This is a genomic window from Paraburkholderia fungorum (assembly GCF_003610895.1).
In the GTDB taxonomy this organism is placed as follows: domain Bacteria; phylum Pseudomonadota; class Gammaproteobacteria; order Burkholderiales; family Burkholderiaceae; genus Paraburkholderia; species Paraburkholderia fungorum_B.
This window is the reverse complement of the sequence record NZ_MCAS01000022.1, coordinates 19,439-36,309: the sequence shown is the minus strand read 5'-3', so window position 1 is coordinate 36,309 and position 16,871 is coordinate 19,439. Positions and strand designations below refer to the sequence as shown.

Sequence of the window (16,871 nt, the reverse complement as noted above, 5' to 3'; positions counted from 1 at the left end):
CATGGCAATCCGGGGACTTCTATGGCTCGCGTTGCTGTTCGCCATCGCCGTGGTGCTGGCGGTGGTCGGACGCTTCGACATGGGGCAGGTGTTGCTGATCTATCCGCCGTACCGCGTCGACATTTCGCTGAATCTGTTCGTAGTCGGGCTGGTGGTGCTGTTCATCCTGCTGTATGCGTTGCTGCGTATCGTGCGCAATATCTGGCGCATGCCGCAGCGTGTGGCGGCTTACCGTGCTCGCTCGCGGGTCGCGAAGGCGCACGCCGCGTTGCGTGATGCGATCGGCAATCTGTACGCCGGGCGTTTCTCGCGCGCTGAAAAAGCCGCCAAAGATTCGCTCGCCAATGGCGACAACAAGGGCGCGGCCGGTTTGATCGCGGCCACCGCGGCGCACCGCATGCATGAATATGCGCGGCGCGACGAATGGCTCGCCCAGATCGACGAAGCGGACTGGCAGGACGCACGCCTGATGGCCACCGCGGACATGCGGGCCGATGGCCGCGACGCGGACGGTGCGCTCGCTGCGCTCACCGAAATGCAATCACAGGGTGCACGGCGCATTCACGCACAGCAGATCACCTTGCGCGCGCAACAGCAATTGAAGAACTGGAGTGAAGTGCTCAAGCTCGTCAAGACGCTGGAAAAGCGCGAGGCTATCCATCCGGCGGTGGCGGTGCGCTTGCGTCAGCTGGCGGCGGAAAACCTGCTGCGCGACCGGCGCCACAATGCCGATGCGCTGCTGGAGTTGTGGAATTCGCTGTCGGTCACCGAGCGTCATTCGCCGCGCCTCGCCGATCTGGCCGCGGAATTGCTGGTGTCGCTGAATCGTCCGCAGGAAGCTCGCAAGATCGTCGAGGAAGCGCTGGCGCAGAACTGGGACGCGCGTCTGCTACGCCGTTATCCGGACACGACCGGGGGCGACGCGTTGCCGCTGATCCAGAAGGCCGAGGGATGGCAGAAGGATCGTCCGGAAGACGCCGACCTGATGTTCGCATTGGGTCGCTTGTGCTTGCATCAGCAGTTGTGGGGCAAGGCACAGTCGTTCCTCGAGCGTGCACTGAAACTGGCCGACAATGAGACGCTGAAGATTCGTTCGCATCGCGCGCTGGCGCGCTTGCATGAGCAGATCGGCGATTCCGCCAAGGCGAGCGAGCACTATCGCGAGAGCGCGTTGGCGATGAATATCGTTTGATGCGTTGCCGCGGTTGATTGATCGCGCGCTGCAATAGATGGAAAAAAGCCCCCGGCGTTACAGGACGCAGGGGGCTTTTTCATTGATGCATGCGATGCATGGAAGTGCATTGCGTGAACCGGGACTCGTGCCTCGTGACGAACGGCGTTTGACGGCGCTTCCTGCGCTACGTCACGAAGCAAGCTGCCTCATTTATTGACCATTTTCGCGGGCACGCTGATCGCCAGCAGTCCGCCGAGGATCATGAACGCCGCGAGCATGTACATGCCGGAGTCGTTCGCGGCGGTCGCTTGCTTGAGCCAGCCGACCGCATACGGGCTGAGAAAACCTGCGAGATTGCCGATCGAATTGATCATCGCGATGCCGGCCGCTGCGCCCGTGCCGGCGAGGATCGCCGTCGGCAGACTCCAGAACAGCGGCAGAGTGGTCAGGATGCCCATGGTCGCGAGCGTGAGCGACGCCATTGCCAGCACCGTGTTGTGCGCCCACACCACGGAGAGCACGAGGCCGATTGCCCCGGCGAAAGCCGGCAACGCGATATGCCAGCGCCGCTCGCGCGTGCGGTCGGCGCTGCGCGACACGAATACCATCGCGATCACCGCCGCCGCGAATGGAATCGCCGACAGCAGGCCGATCATGAACGCGTCCGTCACGCCGGTCGCCTTGATGATGGTCGGCAGCCAGAAGCTCACGCCATAGAGGCCCATCACGAACGAGAAGTACGTGAGGCTCAGCATCAGCACGCGGCCGCTCGTCAGCACCTGACGAATCGGCATGTCGTGCTTGGTGGCTTCCTCGGCTGCCACCTGACGTTCGAGCAATTCCTTCTCTTCCTTGGTGAGCCACTTCGCCTTCGCGACGCGGTCGTCGAGTATGACGAACACCAGGATGCCGACGATCACCGACGGGATGCCTTCGAGCAGGAACAGCCACTGCCAGCCATGCCAGCCGTTCATGCCGTTGAAGCTCTTCAGGATATAGCCCGACACCGGGCCGCCGATCACGCCGGACAACGCGATTGCCGTCATGAACCAGGTGGTCATGCGGCCCCGGCGATGTGCCGGATACCAGTATGTGAGATACAGGATGATGCCGGGGAAGAAGCCCGCCTCGGCGAGACCGAGCAGGAAGCGCATCACGTAGAACATGGCCGGCGTGGTGACGAACATGGTCAGCATCGAGATCACGCCCCACGACACCATGATCCGGGCAATCCACACGCGTGCCCCGACCTTGTGCAGGATCACGTTGCTCGGTACTTCGAAGATGAAATAGCCGATGAAGAAAATCCCCGCGCCGAAGCCGTAGACCGCGTCGCTCAGTCCCAGATCGGTGGTCATTTGCAGCTTGGCGAAGCCGACGTTGACTCGGTCGAGATACGCGACCACATAGCAGAGCATCAGGAGCGGCGCGAGCCGCCACGTGACCTTGCGGTAGGTCGCCTCCTCGAATGTGGAAGGTGGCGCCCCCGCGCCGGGATGATGGAGCGGGTCTGCAGGACTAGCCATGGTGTCTCCTTTTTTCTTGTGGAAATGAAGTACCGCCGTCGATCGCGATTCTAGCCGTGCTGGATGGTTTGGTTTGCATGGCGTTTACACGCAGCGCCCGCCGTCCACTTCGAGGCATACGCCGGTGATGAATTCGGCCTCGTCCGAGGCGAGATACAGTGCCGCGTTGGCGATATCCTGCGGCGTCGAGAAGCGCCCGAGCGGAATGCCGGCGAGAAAGCGCTTGCGGTTCTCCGGCGTGTCTTCGACCCCCATGAATTCCGACAGCAGCGCCGTCTCGCCTATGACCGGGTTCACACAGTTCACCCGAATGCGGTCCGGACCCAGTTCGACGGCGAGCGACTTGCTGGCGATGATCACCGCGCCCTTGCTGCCGTTGTACCAGACGAGTCCTGGCCGCGGCCTCACGCCGGCAGTCGAGGCGATATTGATGAAGGTCCCGCCGCCTTGCTCGCGAAAGTACGGCACAAATTCCTGCACACTCCAGTAGAGGCTTTTGACGTTCACCGCATAAACACGGTCGAACTCGGCTTCTGTCACGTCGAGCACGGGTTTGTTGCGGTGCGTGGTGCCGGCATTGTTGACGACGATCTGCACGCTGCCGAAGTCTTCGAGGGCGGCCTCGCGCAGCGTCTGCCAATCCGCGCGTAGCGCGACATTGCCGGGCACCGCGATCGCCTTGCCGCCGGCCAGCGCGATTTCGCTCGCCACACGCTCGGCGGCCGGGCCGTTCAGATCGTTGACCACCACGTTCGCGCCCTCGCGCGCATAGGTCTTGGCGATGCCTTCGCCGAAACCCGAGCCGCCACCCGTGACGATGGCCGTTTTACCTGTCAACCGCATAATGTCTCCGTTGTTTGTTGTGGATGGTGATGCGCGTGCTGTCTGCCTGCTTCGGACTGCTCCCGTCTGCTGTGAATGCGTGCCTAGCCGTGGCGGATCGCGATGGTTTTCAACACCGTGAAGCCATACAGCGCTTCGAAACCCTTTTCACGTCCGTGGCCCGAATGCTTCACGCCGCCGAACGGCAATTCGACACCGCCCCCCGCGCCGTAGTTGTTGATGAACACCTGGCCGGAACGCAGGCGCCGCGCGAGGCGCATCTGCCGGGCGCCGTCGCGGGTCCAGATCCCCGCGACCAGACCGTATTGCGTACCGTTGGCGAGTGAGAGCGCTTCGTCTTCGTCGCTGAACGGCATGGCGGCGAGCACTGGCCCGAACACTTCGTCGCGCGCCAGACGGTGGCTCGCGGGCACGTCGCGCAGCAGCGTGGGCGCCTGGTAGAAGCCGCTTTCCGGTGCTTCGGGAATCACCTCGCCGTGTGCCGCCATCGGAATGCCGTCGTGTTGCGCGTCGGAGAGAAAGTCCCACACGCGCTGTTGCTGCTTCGCGTTGATCAGCGGGCCGCAGTCGAGATCGGCGTGCGACGGTCCGACCCGCAGCGCATGGAATGCGCCGCTCAGCCGGTCGAGCAGCGGCTCGTAAATGGCCCGCTCGATCAGCACGCGGCTGCCGGCCGAGCAGGTTTGCCCGGCGTTCTGCACGATTGCCGACACCAGCACGGGCAAGGCCGCGTCCAGATCCGCGTCGGCGAAAACGATTTGTGGCGATTTGCCGCCCAGTTCGAGCGTGACCGGCACGTGGTTCTCGGCGGCCATCTGCGTCACGAGCTTGCCGGTCTCGGGCGAGCCGGTGAAGGAGATGTGGTCGATGCCGGGATGGCGCGCGAGCGCGGCGCCCGCTTCATGTCCAAAACCCGTGACGATATTCAGCGCGCCCGCCGGTAAGCCCGCCTCGGCCGCCAGTTCGGCGACGCGCAGCACCGAGAGGCACGCGTCTTCCGCCGGTTTGACGACACACGCATTGCCGGTGGCGAGCGCCGCGCCGACGCTGCGGCCGAAGATCTGCATGGGGTAGTTCCACGGCACGATATGGCCGGTCACGCCGTGCGGCTCGCGGATCGTCAGTACGGTGTAGCCGGCTTGATAGGGGAGCGTTTCGCCGTGCAGCTTATCCGCCGCGCCGGCGTAAAACTCGAAGTAGCGCGCGAGCGCAGCCGAATCGGCGCGCGCCTGCTTGAGCGGCTTGCCGGTGTCGCGGGCTTCGAGCTGGGCGAGTTCCTCCTGATGGGCGGCGACCAGCATCGATAAGCGGTACAGCACGCGGCCGCGTTCGGCGGCGCTCGCTTCGCCCCATGCGCCTTCGAAGGCGCGGCGGGCCGCGTGGACGGCGGCGTCGATATCCGCCGCGGTGCCGCGCGCAAGCCGGGTGAACGGCTGGCCGTCCGAGGGATCGAGCACGGCGATCGTCTCGCCGCCTGATGCAGCGGACCATTCTCCGCCGATGAAATGCCGGGCTTCTTCCATGCATGCTCCTTGAGATGTCACGCAGCCAGTATGTCCGGGCCGATGCTCAGGCCGGGATTCAAGCCGTAGTTCAAGCCGTAGTTCAGATACGCGATGTTCACAAACGAGAGGCACAATCGAGCGACGCCAGACGATTATCGCGCCGATCCAACTCGAGGTGGCATCGGCCGATTGGCTATAATGGCGTATTCCGCACTGTCCGGCCGTAGCGCCGCTCGTGCCGGCGAGTTTCACGATTCACGCCGCTCGAGCCCGCGCGCCGCACGCCGTGTTCCGAATTCCATCTGATCAGAGAGCGCTCATGAGCTTCAATCACGTCCCCGCAGGCAAAGACCTTCCGCAAGATTTCAACGTCATCATCGAAATCCCGGCGCAAAGCGATCCGGTGAAGTACGAAGCTGACAAGGAAACGGGCCTCCTCCACGTCGACCGCTTCATCAGCACGGGCATGCGCTATCCGGCGAATTACGGCTACATCCCGCAAACGCTGTCGGGCGACGGCGATCCGGTCGACGTGCTGGTGATCACGCCGTTCCCGCTGCTGGCCGGCTCGGTGATCCGCGCACGCGCACTCGGCATGCTGCAAATGACCGACGAATCGGGCGTCGACGCGAAGCTGGTCGCGGTCGCCCACGACAAGGTTTGCCCGATGACCGCCGATCTCAAGTCGATCGACGACGTGCCGGCGTACCTGAAAGACCAGATCAAGCACTTCTTCGAGCAATACAAGGCGCTGGAAAAGGGCAAGTGGGTGAAGGTCGAGGGTTGGGCGGGCATTGAAGCCGCTCACAAGGAAATCAGCGAAGGCGTGGCGAACTACAAGAAGTAAGCTGCATAACCGCAAAAAACGCAAAGTGAACGATTGAGTGTGCTTTGCGGGCAGTTGCCAGAACCTTGAGAGGCAAACCATTGCGGTTTGCCTCTTTGTCATTGCTCCGCTGGTTTGGCGATACTTCTCACGGCAATAGCTTGCGCAGTGCCGGCGTCGAGATGTCATCGATATGGCGAAACGCTGGCGCGGCTTTTTCCATCTCCACAGCGTTGACGCCGAACTCCTCGAAGTAGACCCGCCACTCCCGCACCACGTGCCAGATGTCTGCAATCATCTGGCTGGCGGTGCGCTGGGATAGCGTGAATTTGTTGTGCGAGCTGAGGGCGTTGTCCAGCGTGGCCAGTCTTCCGTCCTTGCCAAGGCTCAGGTGGAGATAGCGCTCGGTGGCATTGCTGGGGCGAGGCAGCACATCGTAAAGGGGGCTCAGCCGCCAGCCGGGCAACGCGGCGTCCCAGACGAAGCCGTGGTTACGCAGGTGGTCATCGTCGTTGCTAACGAAGATGTTATAGACCATGCGTTTGAAGAGCTCGGCGTTGTCGTTGCGAATCACGCCTGGGTGGCAATATTTCCGAATGGCGTCGGCCAGATCTGCATACGACTTGTCGCGCGACTCGGTTTCATCGCACGCCATAAGGGTGAGGCCGCTGACAAACGCCGAGCGATGTTCAACTCGCCCATCGCCGGACCCGAGCTTCTGGAGGTTGGCGTGTTGCGCCGGCGCACTGCCTGGCACCATCCAGTAGCGGTCGAATCGACGAATAAGCATGATGCGGCGGTCGCCAAGCAACAGCGTTTTCACAGGCGGTACAGTTAATCCTGCTTTCTCTGCCATTCTGAGCGCGGCACATTCGACGCCAGGAATATCGAACCGGTCGTGGCGACTTGCGAATTTGGCGAGCCATAGCACCTCCTGCTCGTCGCGAACGGAGGCCTTAGGGCGCGCGCCACCCAGCGCGGTGCCCTCAACGAAAATGGCTTCCAGATGGGCAGGAACGGGCAGGCCGTCCTCGATACGTTCGGCCGCCTCCATCAGGTGGCTAAGGCTGTGCCAGCTACTCACGCCCGCTGCTGGTAAATCCGTCAGACTGGAACGGATGTCGAGCGCTCCCACGCGCTCACTTCCCGCGTGCAGAAGATATTCCGATTCAGCCAGGCTGTTCGGTGGCGCCTTGAGCTTGGCCTCGATAACGCGCCGCCCCCACGAGTCTGGCGCTGCATCGCGGATAGCGCCGAAGAAATGAAGGGCATTGACTGGCAGCAGGTACTTACCTGAAATGGCCGTCCGGTCCGCAATGCTCAGGCTGACCGGGTCCACCTCAAGGGCGTCGTTGCGCTTGAGATAGTTCAGGCCATAGGCGAAGCTCGATGCGATAAGGTTCGAGCCTTCTTCGGTCAAGACGAGTTGTCCGCACGGCGCCCATTGCGCGCCAATGTTGGCGAAGGCTATCAATCTCGATTCGCGGGTTGCCATTGGGGGGTCTCTTTAAGCGGGGGCAGGCTGTAATGGATCGTTAGAAGTTCAGTTCGTCGCGCTCGGACGCGTTCATGTCGCGAACCCGGGACTTACGCTCGCGCGCCGCGAGAACCGCCAGCGCCGGGTCCTTTTCCGAATACAGCATCTCGAGCGATGTGCCGGGCGCGATGGCGTCCAGATACCGTAGCACCTGGCCGATGGCAAGACCGGGGTCCCCGTGTTCGAGGCGATACACGGTGTTACGCGACAGACCCGCGCGCAAAGCCGCGTCAGTCTGTTTGACACCGCGCGCGATGCGCAGGCGCGCCAGCAGTTCGCCGAGGCGCCGGCTCTGCTCCAGTAGGGACGGTGCGAGGCTGGAAGATTGGTTGATCTTCATGTTCGTTAAAACACTCATTATGGGTTTAATGATCGATATATCGATCATTTTGAGCAATCCGTCGCTACGAGTCAAGCTCACGATCCACAAGGGAATGCTCGTAAAATCGATCATATAAGTCATATTGCTCGATTTTACGAGCAATCGAGTTATTGCGAGTATCGCTGCGGAGCCGCGTTCTGCCGCCGTCTATCCGCGCATAGCCACAACGCATCGCCGGGATGAACCGAAGGTATTTTTATATCTCAGTGTTAACCCTTATCATTCGGCGGCCGCAGCAGGTTTCCTGCCGTCGGCGTATTAATGCGCTGAGGTCGCGTCAACCTGCGTTTTTGAGAGCCCATCGTCCGGATGCTGAATCGCAAGTCTCACCCTTCGTCGTCACGCTGGTCGAGCCGCCTGTACGGGAGCCTGTATGCGTTCGTCACCACGATTTACCGCAAACGGCCGGTATGGATGGTGTCGTTTTCGACCAGTGAGGCCAATCTGTCGGAGGGGCTGAGAGCCGCCTGTGCGTCCACCGCCATGCTGGTGCTCGGCAATCTGCTGCACGACCCGACCTTCGCATGGGCGGCGATCGGCGCTTTCTGGACCTGTCTCGCCGACGCCGCCGGCTCGAATCGCGCGCGCTTCGCTTCGATGATGGGCTTTGCGCTTCTGTCGACGCTGTGTGGCGGCGTAACCGCTTTCGCGTCGGGCGAAGGGACCATGTTCGCGGCGCTCGCCATTCTGGTGTTCACGGCGCTCGGCGCGTTCGGCCGGATCTGGGGCGCCGCGACTTCGCAGGTGACGATTCTGGCGGCGACCGCGTGTGTCGTGATGGTCGACCGGCCCATGCACGATCTTCGGGCAGGGATGGCGTTTCTCGGCATCTATCTGGGCGGATGCCTGTTTGCCGTGGTGCTGAGCTTGACCGTCTGGCGCATTCATCCGTTCGGCACGAGCCGCGCTTCGCTGCGGGCGGTGTATGTGCGTCTCGCCGACATTGCCTTCGACAGCGCGCGTCTGCTCGAGCAGCGCGCCGCCCCTCGCGAATGGGCCACGCATGCCGCGAAATTCCGCGCGGACGCGCGGGCCGCGCTGGAACGCTCGCGCAAGGTGCTCGCGAACGTGCCTGGTTCGAGAGCGGCCGGCCGGGAAGACTACGACAATCTGCTCGGCCTGCTGAGCGAAAGCGAGGCGCTCTTCGCCTATCTGATCGCGGTCACCGGCGCCTGCGAAAAAGTCCCGGAAGACGCACGTCGCGCGAGGCGAACGGCTCGACTGCTGACCGCAATGGGCGAGGTTCTGCGAAGAATCGGCACGGCCAGCAACGAAGCGCAATGGAATCGCCTCGCTGAGCTGCAACGCCGTTTGCGACGCCTTGCGAGGCGGCTCGAATCCGCGTTGCTGGAACCCGTCGCGCTCAAACCCGATTTCGAACTGGTCGATTTCGCGCCGGTCTATGCCCAGGCGCTGAGTTGGCCGCACAGCGCCGCCAGATTGCTGACGCGGACCTGGGCGACCTTCAAGGCGAACCTCTCGGTTCAGTCGGTCGGCTTGCGCCATGCCGCCCGTGTGGGCGTGACGACCACGGCGGGTTTTCTGGTGATCCGGGCGCTCGGGCTGCCGTTTGGCTACTGGGCAACCATGGCGACGCTGCTGATCCTGCAGCCGTCGATTGCGGCGACCTGGCCGAGAAGTATCGAGCGCGCAGCCGGGAGTATCGTCGGTGGCGTGCTGGCCGCTGCAATCGGCTACGCGATTCATTCGCCGCTCGGCATCTCATTGGCGGTGTTTCCGCTGGTGGTGGCCACCATGGCGCTGCGCCCCGTCAGCTACAGCCTCTTCGTTCTGTTTCTGACCCCGACCTTCGTGCTGGTGGCCGACTTCGCGACGCCAGGCGCCAGCGAGTTCGCCTACGCGCTCACGCGGCTCGGCAACAATGTGCTCGGCTGCATGCTGGCGCTGCTGGCAACGTTCTATCTGTGGCCGACGCGTGAAAAGATCGACTATCGCGCCTATCTGGGCGAGGCCGTGCGGGCCAACCTCGCGTATCTGAGGGCGGCATTGGCGTCGCCGGCGCGAAGCGAGAAGGAGATGGAGCGCTTGCGCCGGGCTGCGGGTTTGAGCAGCAATAACGCCGAGGAGGCAATCGGCCGGATTCGACTCGAGAAGCTCGAGGACTCGATGGTCGACACGGTGACGCTGACGGTGTTGAGCGTGTTGCGGAAAATGGCGGGAACCGCGACCCAACTGCGCCTGAGTACGAACCGCCGCAACCTGCACGATGAACTCGGCGCGTGGATTGCCGCGACGAGTGCCGACATCGAGGCGGCCTTGAATCGAACCCTGCGGCCCATACGGCGCGAGCTTCCCGTGCGTGACCAGTTGACCTCGCTGGAAGCGGATGCGGTGGGAGAAATCGCGCTGATGCATCGGCTGCTCACGGAGCGGATGCGGGAGGCGAGGGGTTAGGTGGGCTCCCCCGATGCGGGCTCGGGCAGAAGTTCGGGTGCAGGCTCAGGCGCGGGCTCAGGCTCAGGCGTGGGCAACACCGATTCAAGTGTACGCAGCCCCGCGGCGAGTGCCCGCTTCTCGGAAGGCGCCAGGCGCTTGACCCAATACTCCGCACTCGACGCACTCGAACGGTTTGCCAACTCAAACGACGCCAGCACCTGCACCGGTTTGCGCGAACGCGTATAGCGCGCGCCTTCGCCGCTCACATGCTTGTCGAAACGCGCCTGCACGTCGGTGGCAATGCCGGTATAGACGCTGCCGTCCGAACATTCGAGCAGATACAGAAACCACGCCATGAGTACGCTTCAGCCTTTGAACGGATTGTGTTCGCGCAGCTCGTCCACATACGCGTGGATGCCGTTCTTTTCGTTGTCGAGGAAGCGGCCGACCGCATCGGCGAAGGCCGGGTGCGCAAGCCAATGCGCCGAGCGCGTCACCGTCGGCAGAAAACCGCGCGCCATTTTGTGCTCGCCCTGAGCGCCGCCTTCGAACACACCGAGCTTTTCTTCGATGCAGAATTCGAGCGGCTGGTAGTACGCGGTTTCGAAGTGCAGGCATGGCACATGTTCGAGCGCACCCCAGTAGCGGCCGTACAGGGTGCCGCCGGTTTTCGCGTCGCGCTGATAGACCACGAGCGAGCTGGCGATCGGCTTGCCCTCGTATTCGGCGATGACCAGCAGCAGATTTTCCGGCATCGAGGCGCCGATCATCCGGAAGAAATCGAGGTTCAGATACGGACTCGAAAAGTGCTCGCGGTAGGTCTGCCGATAACACTTGCTGAAGAAGCGCCAATCGGCGTCCTGGATATCCTCGCCGCGAATCCTGCGCAGGCTCACGCCGGCTTCCTGCACCTTGCGGCGCTCCGCGCGGATGTTCTTGCGCTTCTTCTGTTCGAGCGTGGAGAGGAAATCGTCGAAGTCGCGATAGCCGTCGTTCAGCCAGTGAAATTGCACGCCTTCGCGTTGCATCATGCCCAGGTCGGTCAGCGCAGCGCCTTCCGTTTCGGTCGGAAACAGCACGTGCAGCGACGACACGTCGGCTTGCTCGGCGAACGCCATCAACGTTGCCGCCAGATGTTTGAGGGCATGCGTATCCGCCGATAACAGCCGGTTGCCTTGCACCGGTGTGAACGGCACCGCGCACAGCAGCTTCGGGTAATACGGCAGACCGTTGCGTTTGTACGCGTCGGCCCAGGCCCAATCGAAGACGTATTCGCCGTACGAGTGCCCCTTCAGGTACACGGGGGCGGCGGCCACGAGCTTGTCGGTGCGCGGATCGGTGAGCGTGACGAATTGCGGCGCCCAGCCGGTATCGGCGACCGCGCATCGGGTCGCGGACAGCGCGCTGAGGAACTCGTGCCGCAAAAACGGCGTGGGCTGGGCCTGCTGCGCGAGAAGGGCGTTCCATTCCGCGGCGTCCACCTCGGAGGGCGACGCCAGAATGCCCGTGCGATAATCAAAGCGTTCCTGGTTCAATCTGTGTGACTGTTCCCAATGAGCGACGCAGGCCTGTAGCGATGCGTCGTTCGTTTATCCGATTTGTCCGTTGCCGTCGAGCTAACCAGCCGCGGTACTCGCAAGCCGCGTGGCTTGCCTGTCGATCCTGCCATGAAGACCCGAATCGCTCTTGCTCAAATCAATGTCACCGTCGGCGACTTCGCCGGCAATGTCGCGAAGATTGTCGCTGCCGCGCGCGCCGCGCACAACGATGGTGCGAAGCTGCTGATCGCGCCTGAACTCGCGCTATCCGGCTATCCGCCCGAAGATCTGTTGCTGCGTCCCGCGTTCTACGCCGCGAGTGCCGCTGCACTCGCCGATCTGGCCACGCAACTGAAGCCCTTCGCCGGCTTGCATGTGATCGTCGGCCATCCGCTGCGTGACCTGACGCACAACCCGCTGACGCACAACCCGCTGACGCACAACCCGCTGACGCACAACCCGTTGACGCACAGCGTGGCAAGCGGCCATGGTAATGCAAACGCGCCGATCGAGCGCGGCGTGCCGCCGGTCGATACCTTCAACGCGGCCTCGCTGATCGTCGACGGAGAGGTGGCCGGCACCTATCGCAAGCAGGATTTGCCCAACACCGAGGTGTTCGACGAGAAGCGCTACTTCGCTTCCGACCCGAAGCCGTTCGTGTTCGAACTGGACGGTGTGAAGTACGGCGTGGTGATCTGCGAGGACGCATGGCATGCGTCGGCCGCGCAGATGGCGAAGGCGGCGGGCGCGCAGGTGCTGCTGATTCCGAACGGCTCGCCGTATCACCTGAACAAGGAAGCAGTGCGCTTTGACATTCTGCGCGCGCGGATTCGCGAGACCGGCTTGCCCATGGTCTACGTGAACATGGTCGGCGCGCAGGACGAACTGGTGTTTGACGGCGGCTCGTTCGTGCTGGATGAAACGGGCGGACTGGTCGCGAAGATGGCGCAGTTCGAAGAGGGCAATGCGATTGTCGAGTTCGACGGCGGCAAGCCGCTGCCTGCCGCGATTGCGCCCGAGCTGTCGCTCGAAGCGCAGGTGTACGCCGCGCTCGTGATGGGCGTGCGCGACTACGTCAACAAGAACGGTTTCCCGGGTGCGTTGATCGGCCTGTCGGGCGGCGTCGATTCTGCGCTGGTGCTGGCCGTCGCGTGCGACGCGCTGGGTGCCGACCGTGTGCGCGCGGTGATGATGCCGTCGCGCTACACCGCGGACATTTCAACCACCGACGCTGCCGAAATGGCGCGCCGCGTCGGCGTGCGTTACGACGAAATCGCGATCGCGCCGATGTTCGACGCGTTCCGCAGTTCGCTCGCCGATGAATTCGCGGGCCGTGCCGAAGACGCCACCGAAGAAAACATTCAGGCGCGCATTCGCGGCACCTTGCTGATGGCGCTGTCGAACAAGTTCGGCTCGATCGTGCTCACCACCGGCAACAAGAGCGAGATGGCAGTGGGCTACTGCACGTTATACGGCGACATGGCCGGCGGCTTCGCGGTGATCAAGGACATCGCCAAGACGCTGGTGTACAAGCTGTGCCATTACCGCAACCAGGCCACGACCTTCGGCAAGCTGGACGTGATCCCCGAACGGATCCTGACGCGCGCGCCGTCGGCGGAGCTGCGCGAGAACCAGACCGATCAGGACAGCTTGCCACCGTACGAAGTGCTCGACGCGATCATGCGCATGTACATGGAAGAAGACCGCTCGCTGGCCGAAATCATCGCGGCGGGCTACGCGGTTGAAGATGTGAAACGCGTCACGCGCCTCATCAAGATCAACGAGTACAAACGCCGTCAGGCGCCGATCGGCATCCGCGTCACGCATCGCGCATTTGGCCGCGACTGGCGTTATCCGATTACGTCGCGCTATACCGAACCGGTGGAGTGAGCCGAAGCAAACCGTTGCTGCGGACTTACCCGATAGCAGAGCAGAAGCGCGCGCCGGGTTGCCGCAACGCGTCCGGCGCGGCGTAGAATAAAAATCATCCATTTCCCTTTCAACCTTCCAATCACGAGACGAGGTCCGCCATGAAGCGCATCACTGCAGTCATTAAACCGTTCAAACTCGACGAAGTGCGCGAGGCGCTCGCTGAAGTCGGTCTCACAGGGCTGACCGTGACCGAAGTCAAGGGTTTCGGCCGGCAAAAAGGCCATACCGAGCTCTATCGTGGTGCAGAGTACGTGGTCGATTTTCTGCCGAAGGTGAAGATCGAAGTGGTGGTCGCGGACAATCAGTGCGATCAGGTGATCGACGCGATCATCGGCGCGGCGCGCACCGGCAAGATCGGCGACGGCAAGATTTTCGTTGCGGACGTGGAGCGTGTGATCCGGATTCGTACGGGCGAAGAAAACGAAGCGGCAGTTTGAGCCGTTTGACTCGCACTGTTGAAACACAGCTTTAAAGCGGCGGTATTGGCACTCGCATAGTGCGCACCGTTCAGGTGCGCGAGGGTAGTGGCAAAATCGTGCGCGCAAATAAAAAACGGTGCGATACCCTTGCGGACATCGCACCGATACGCGCCTCTCGCAGCAGCGTGAAAAAGATTCTCTTGAAGAACTTGTGACTGCGCCCCTAAAGGAAATCCCCTTGGGGGCGCCCCGTTCGATTAGAACGAGTGTTGAATACCTGCGTACACACCCGATTGCTGGTGACCCGGAAGCGGGTTGTCCGTAGCGGTGGACGTGCCGGCGTTGTTCGCCTCCAGGCTGAAGTTCGCGTTCTTGCTGTTGCGAACCGTAGCGATCTGGATATCCAGCAGCGTGCGCTTGGACAGGTTGTACGAGCCGCCGATCGTGTAGATCGTTGCATTGCCCGCGCCATTGTTGCCGTTCACGTGGTACACCGCTGCGATCAGTGCTGCAGCCGGCGTTGCTTGCCACGTCACGCCGCCCCATTCGTGATCGAGGGTCGTCGGCTGGCCCGGCAGAACGCCAGAGGAACCTGCCGAACGGACAGCCTGGTATGCAGCCTGGACCTTGAACTGGCCGAGGAACACGTTCACGAGAGCCGAGTATTCGCGCGATGCCGCGAACACGCCGCTGCCGATGTTGCCCGGATTAACCGAGCTTGCCGCCGGACCGTACAGAACACCGTTGGCCGGGTTGCGGATTTCGTCATACAGGCCGCGAACCTGGAACAGCGAGTTCGTGTAGGTAACCTGTGCACCGGCTTCGCGACCTTGAGCAGTCGTGCCGTTGCCGTTCCAGCTCGTGGCGTTCGACAGCGCGTATTGACCGTAGAAGTCAAAGCCTGCGATCTTCGGCGACTGGTACGCGAAGTTGTTGCTCGATTGCGGCCAGTTGCGGCCACGCACCAGCGATGCCGACGACCAGTTCGATTGACCGAACGGGTCGAAGTCCCACACGCCGTTCGAGATATACAGCATACGGCCCATCGTGAAGGTACCGTATTGATCGTTCGCGAGGCCGACCGTTGCCCAACGATTGAAGAGACCGCCACCGCCAGGGCCCGCGCCCGTCATGGTATTGAAGGAGCCTTCCAACTGGAACAGCACCTTGTTGCCGCCACCGATGTCTTCAACGCCCTTCAAGCCCCACAGGCTGGTACCCCAGTCGCCGCTTTCTGCCTTGAAACGGTTGGTGCTGCCCGTTGCCTGGCCGTTTGCACCGACGCCTTGCGGAACGCCCGACATGTATTCCAGGCCTGCGTCAAGGCGGCCGTACAGCGTCACGCTGCTTTGGGCGTGCGCAACTACACCGGCTGTCATCAGCGCAGCGGCGAGCAAAGCTTTCTTCATCTTCTCCTCCATACCCTGTCAAAAAGTGAAACCCAGTACTGCGAATGGTGTTCGGACACAAGCGCGCCGAACAGAAATCGGTACCAGGGAGATTAGCGGGTGGATTGGGTCTCCTGCCGTGACGGATAGCCTCAGCGGGCTATTCTTCGCGCCATGCCGATCCCTCGCCGACCGGTTCTCCTCTGTTGCTTTGAAGTGAAACTACTTTTAATGAACTTTGTTTTGCTACTTTGGTTACTAATTTATCAAAAATACCCTGGACTGGGAGAAGAAATTAGTACCGGCCTGGGTTGATGTCTCCAAATTGCAATACGAATATGCACATGGAAGCGTTGCGATATCTCCAAAAAGACGGGAAACCCTTACACCACAAGGGAATCACGGATTGGGACAGGCAACGTTAAGGATTGCCACTATTGACGCTTCAAATGCGTCGGAGTAGGGCGGAAAGAGGGTGGTTCGGGCCACGGCTGGGCCCGTTTTGGCGGCCAGAATGGCCGGAATGTGCAGGTGAGCGAAGTAAAAAAAGGCGCCGTAAGCGCCTTGTAATGCTACTTTGACTACAGCCCAAATACCGGGCTGTATGACAGCTTTATTTGAGGCTGCCGGAGAGGAACTGCTTGAGCCGTTCGCTCTTCGTGTTGCCGAAGACTTCGTCCGGATGGCCTTCTTCCTCGACGCGGCCTTGATGCAGGAACATCACGTGATTCGACACGTTGCGCGCGAACGCCATTTCGTGGGTCACGACGATCATCGTGCGGCCTTCCTCGGCGAGCGTCTGCATGACCTTGAGCACTTCGCCGACCAGTTCAGGATCGAGCGCGGAAGTCGGTTCGTCGAACAGCATCACGTCCGGATGCATGGCCAGCGCGCGCGCAATCGCCACGCGTTGCTGCTGACCGCCCGACAGATGTGACGGGTACTGCTTCTCGAGACGAGGCGCGAGGCCTACTTTCTCCAGATACTCGCGGGCCCGCTCTTCGGCCTCCTTGCGCTTCAGACCCAGCACGTTGACCGGCGCCTCGATGATGTTCTCGAGCACGTTCATGTGCGACCACAGGTTGAAGTGCTGGAACACCATCGACAGCTTGGTGCGCACGCGCTGCAATTGCTTCGGATCGGACACGCGCAGCGCGCCGGCCTTGCCGATTTGCGTGCGGACTTCTTCGCCGTCGACAAAGATGCGCCCGGCGTTCGGCTGTTCGAGAAAGTTGATGCAGCGAAGCATCGTGCTCTTGCCCGAACCGGACGAGCCGATCACGCTGATCACGTCGCCGGCGTTGGCCTTCAGCGACACGCCCTTGAGGACTTCGTTGTCGCCGTACTGTTTGTGAAGCTCATCGACGAAGAGCTTTTGCTTCTTGGTGTTCATCGGGATCCTTG

14 protein-coding genes are annotated in these 16,871 nt (G+C 62.1%); 5 read left to right on the top strand and 9 right to left on the bottom strand.

Going from position 1 to position 16,871, the window contains the following annotated elements; translation table 11 throughout:
• Position 1 precedes the first annotated feature (1 nt).
• A complete protein-coding gene (locus BCY88_RS20555; protein WP_120346032.1) occupies positions 2-1,192 on the top strand; it encodes a heme biosynthesis protein HemY in 1,191 nt (396 codons plus the stop codon).
• A gap of 188 nt (positions 1,193-1,380) precedes the next feature.
• Here BCY88_RS20555 and BCY88_RS20550 read toward each other — a convergent pair whose 3' ends face one another.
• The 3 genes from BCY88_RS20550 to BCY88_RS20540 all read right to left on the bottom strand — a co-directional run bounded on the left by BCY88_RS20550 (position 1,381) and on the right by BCY88_RS20540 (position 5,066).
• Positions 1,381-2,700 carry an MFS transporter gene (locus BCY88_RS20550; protein WP_120346031.1) on the bottom strand — a complete coding sequence of 440 codons (1,320 nt, stop codon included), beginning with the start codon at positions 2,698-2,700 and terminating at the stop codon, positions 1,381-1,383.
• A gap of 84 nt (positions 2,701-2,784) precedes the next feature.
• The gene (locus tag BCY88_RS20545) at positions 2,785-3,543 is read right to left on the bottom strand and encodes an SDR family oxidoreductase (RefSeq protein WP_120346030.1); all 759 of its coding nucleotides are present in this window, start codon (positions 3,541-3,543) and stop codon (positions 2,785-2,787) included.
• 83 nt (positions 3,544-3,626) lie between these two features.
• A complete protein-coding gene (locus BCY88_RS20540; protein ID WP_120346029.1) occupies positions 3,627-5,066 on the bottom strand; it encodes an aldehyde dehydrogenase family protein in 1,440 nt (479 codons plus the stop codon).
• A 301-nt stretch (positions 5,067-5,367) separates the two neighbouring features.
• Here BCY88_RS20540 and ppa point away from each other — a divergent pair, with 301 nt between their 5' ends.
• A complete protein-coding gene (gene ppa, locus BCY88_RS20535) occupies positions 5,368-5,895 on the top strand; it encodes an inorganic diphosphatase (protein ID WP_120346028.1) in 528 nt (175 codons plus the stop codon).
• A gap of 127 nt (positions 5,896-6,022) precedes the next feature.
• On the opposite strand, the gene BCY88_RS20530 is transcribed toward ppa, so the two are convergent.
• Together BCY88_RS20530 and BCY88_RS20525 are read right to left on the bottom strand one after the other, a co-directional pair.
• Entirely contained in the window at positions 6,023-7,369 is a 1,347-nt protein-coding gene (locus BCY88_RS20530; RefSeq protein WP_120346027.1) for a type II toxin-antitoxin system HipA family toxin, read from the bottom strand.
• A 40-nt stretch (positions 7,370-7,409) separates the two neighbouring features.
• Positions 7,410-7,751 carry a helix-turn-helix domain-containing protein gene (locus BCY88_RS20525; RefSeq protein WP_120346026.1) on the bottom strand — a complete coding sequence of 114 codons (342 nt, stop codon included), beginning with the start codon at positions 7,749-7,751 and terminating at the stop codon, positions 7,410-7,412.
• Positions 7,752-8,102: 351 nt separating this feature from the next.
• On the opposite strand from BCY88_RS20525, the gene BCY88_RS20520 reads away from it, so the two are divergent.
• Positions 8,103-10,208 carry an FUSC family protein gene (locus BCY88_RS20520; protein ID WP_120346025.1) on the top strand — a complete coding sequence of 702 codons (2,106 nt, stop codon included), beginning with the start codon at positions 8,103-8,105 and terminating at the stop codon, positions 10,206-10,208.
• Here BCY88_RS20520 and BCY88_RS20515 read toward each other — a convergent pair.
• Together BCY88_RS20515 and BCY88_RS20510 are read right to left on the bottom strand one after the other, a co-directional pair.
• Positions 10,205-10,546: a GIY-YIG nuclease family protein gene (locus tag BCY88_RS20515; RefSeq protein ID WP_120346024.1), complete on the bottom strand. Its 342-nt coding sequence runs from the start codon at positions 10,544-10,546 to the stop codon at positions 10,205-10,207. The two genes, BCY88_RS20520 and BCY88_RS20515, sit on opposite strands and share 4 nt — an antisense overlap.
• Before the next feature lie 9 nt (positions 10,547-10,555).
• Positions 10,556-11,725, bottom strand: coding sequence for a GNAT family N-acetyltransferase (locus tag BCY88_RS20510; RefSeq protein WP_120346023.1), 1,170 nt, complete (start codon positions 11,723-11,725; stop codon positions 10,556-10,558).
• 132 nt (positions 11,726-11,857) lie between these two features.
• Here BCY88_RS20510 and BCY88_RS20505 point away from each other — a divergent pair, with 132 nt between their 5' ends.
• Positions 11,858-13,618: an NAD+ synthase gene (locus BCY88_RS20505; protein WP_120346022.1), complete on the top strand. Its 1,761-nt coding sequence runs from the start codon at positions 11,858-11,860 to the stop codon at positions 13,616-13,618.
• A 140-nt stretch (positions 13,619-13,758) separates the two neighbouring features.
• Complete coding sequence (glnK, locus tag BCY88_RS20500; RefSeq protein WP_006048444.1) at positions 13,759-14,097, top strand: P-II family nitrogen regulator; 339 nt, start codon at positions 13,759-13,761, stop codon at positions 14,095-14,097.
• Between the two features lie 239 nt (positions 14,098-14,336).
• Here glnK and BCY88_RS20495 read toward each other — a convergent pair whose 3' ends face one another.
• Positions 14,337-15,488: a porin gene (locus BCY88_RS20495; protein ID WP_120346021.1), complete on the bottom strand. Its 1,152-nt coding sequence runs from the start codon at positions 15,486-15,488 to the stop codon at positions 14,337-14,339.
• 592 nt (positions 15,489-16,080) lie between these two features.
• A complete protein-coding gene (locus BCY88_RS20490) occupies positions 16,081-16,860 on the bottom strand; it encodes an ABC transporter ATP-binding protein (protein ID WP_120346020.1) in 780 nt (259 codons plus the stop codon).
• Between the last annotated feature and the right edge of the window lie 11 nt (positions 16,861-16,871).

Bases quoted from the DNA above. Each gene is read 5' to 3' on its own strand.
- BCY88_RS20545 (WP_120346030.1), bottom strand. From the start codon at position 3,543: ATGCGGTTGACAGGTAAAACGGCCATCGTCACGGGTGGCGGCTCGGGT.
- BCY88_RS20515 (WP_120346024.1), bottom strand. From the start codon at position 10,546: ATGGCGTGGTTTCTGTATCTGCTCGAATGTTCGGACGGCAGCGTCTAT.
- BCY88_RS20550 (WP_120346031.1), bottom strand. From the start codon at position 2,700: ATGGCTAGTCCTGCAGACCCGCTCCATCATCCCGGCGCGGGGGCGCCA.
- BCY88_RS20530 (WP_120346027.1), bottom strand. From the start codon at position 7,369: ATGGCAACCCGCGAATCGAGATTGATAGCCTTCGCCAACATTGGCGCG.
- BCY88_RS20505 (WP_120346022.1), top strand. From the start codon at position 11,858: ATGAAGACCCGAATCGCTCTTGCTCAAATCAATGTCACCGTCGGCGAC.
- BCY88_RS20540 (WP_120346029.1), bottom strand. From the start codon at position 5,066: ATGGAAGAAGCCCGGCATTTCATCGGCGGAGAATGGTCCGCTGCATCA.
- BCY88_RS20525 (WP_120346026.1), bottom strand. From the start codon at position 7,751: ATGAAGATCAACCAATCTTCCAGCCTCGCACCGTCCCTACTGGAGCAG.
- BCY88_RS20555 (WP_120346032.1), top strand. From the start codon at position 2: ATGGCAATCCGGGGACTTCTATGGCTCGCGTTGCTGTTCGCCATCGCC.
- ppa (WP_120346028.1), top strand. From the start codon at position 5,368: ATGAGCTTCAATCACGTCCCCGCAGGCAAAGACCTTCCGCAAGATTTC.
- BCY88_RS20490 (WP_120346020.1), bottom strand. From the start codon at position 16,860: ATGAACACCAAGAAGCAAAAGCTCTTCGTCGATGAGCTTCACAAACAG.
- BCY88_RS20495 (WP_120346021.1), bottom strand. From the start codon at position 15,488: ATGAAGAAAGCTTTGCTCGCCGCTGCGCTGATGACAGCCGGTGTAGTT.
- glnK (WP_006048444.1), top strand. From the start codon at position 13,759: ATGAAGCGCATCACTGCAGTCATTAAACCGTTCAAACTCGACGAAGTG.
- BCY88_RS20520 (WP_120346025.1), top strand. From the start codon at position 8,103: ATGCTGAATCGCAAGTCTCACCCTTCGTCGTCACGCTGGTCGAGCCGC.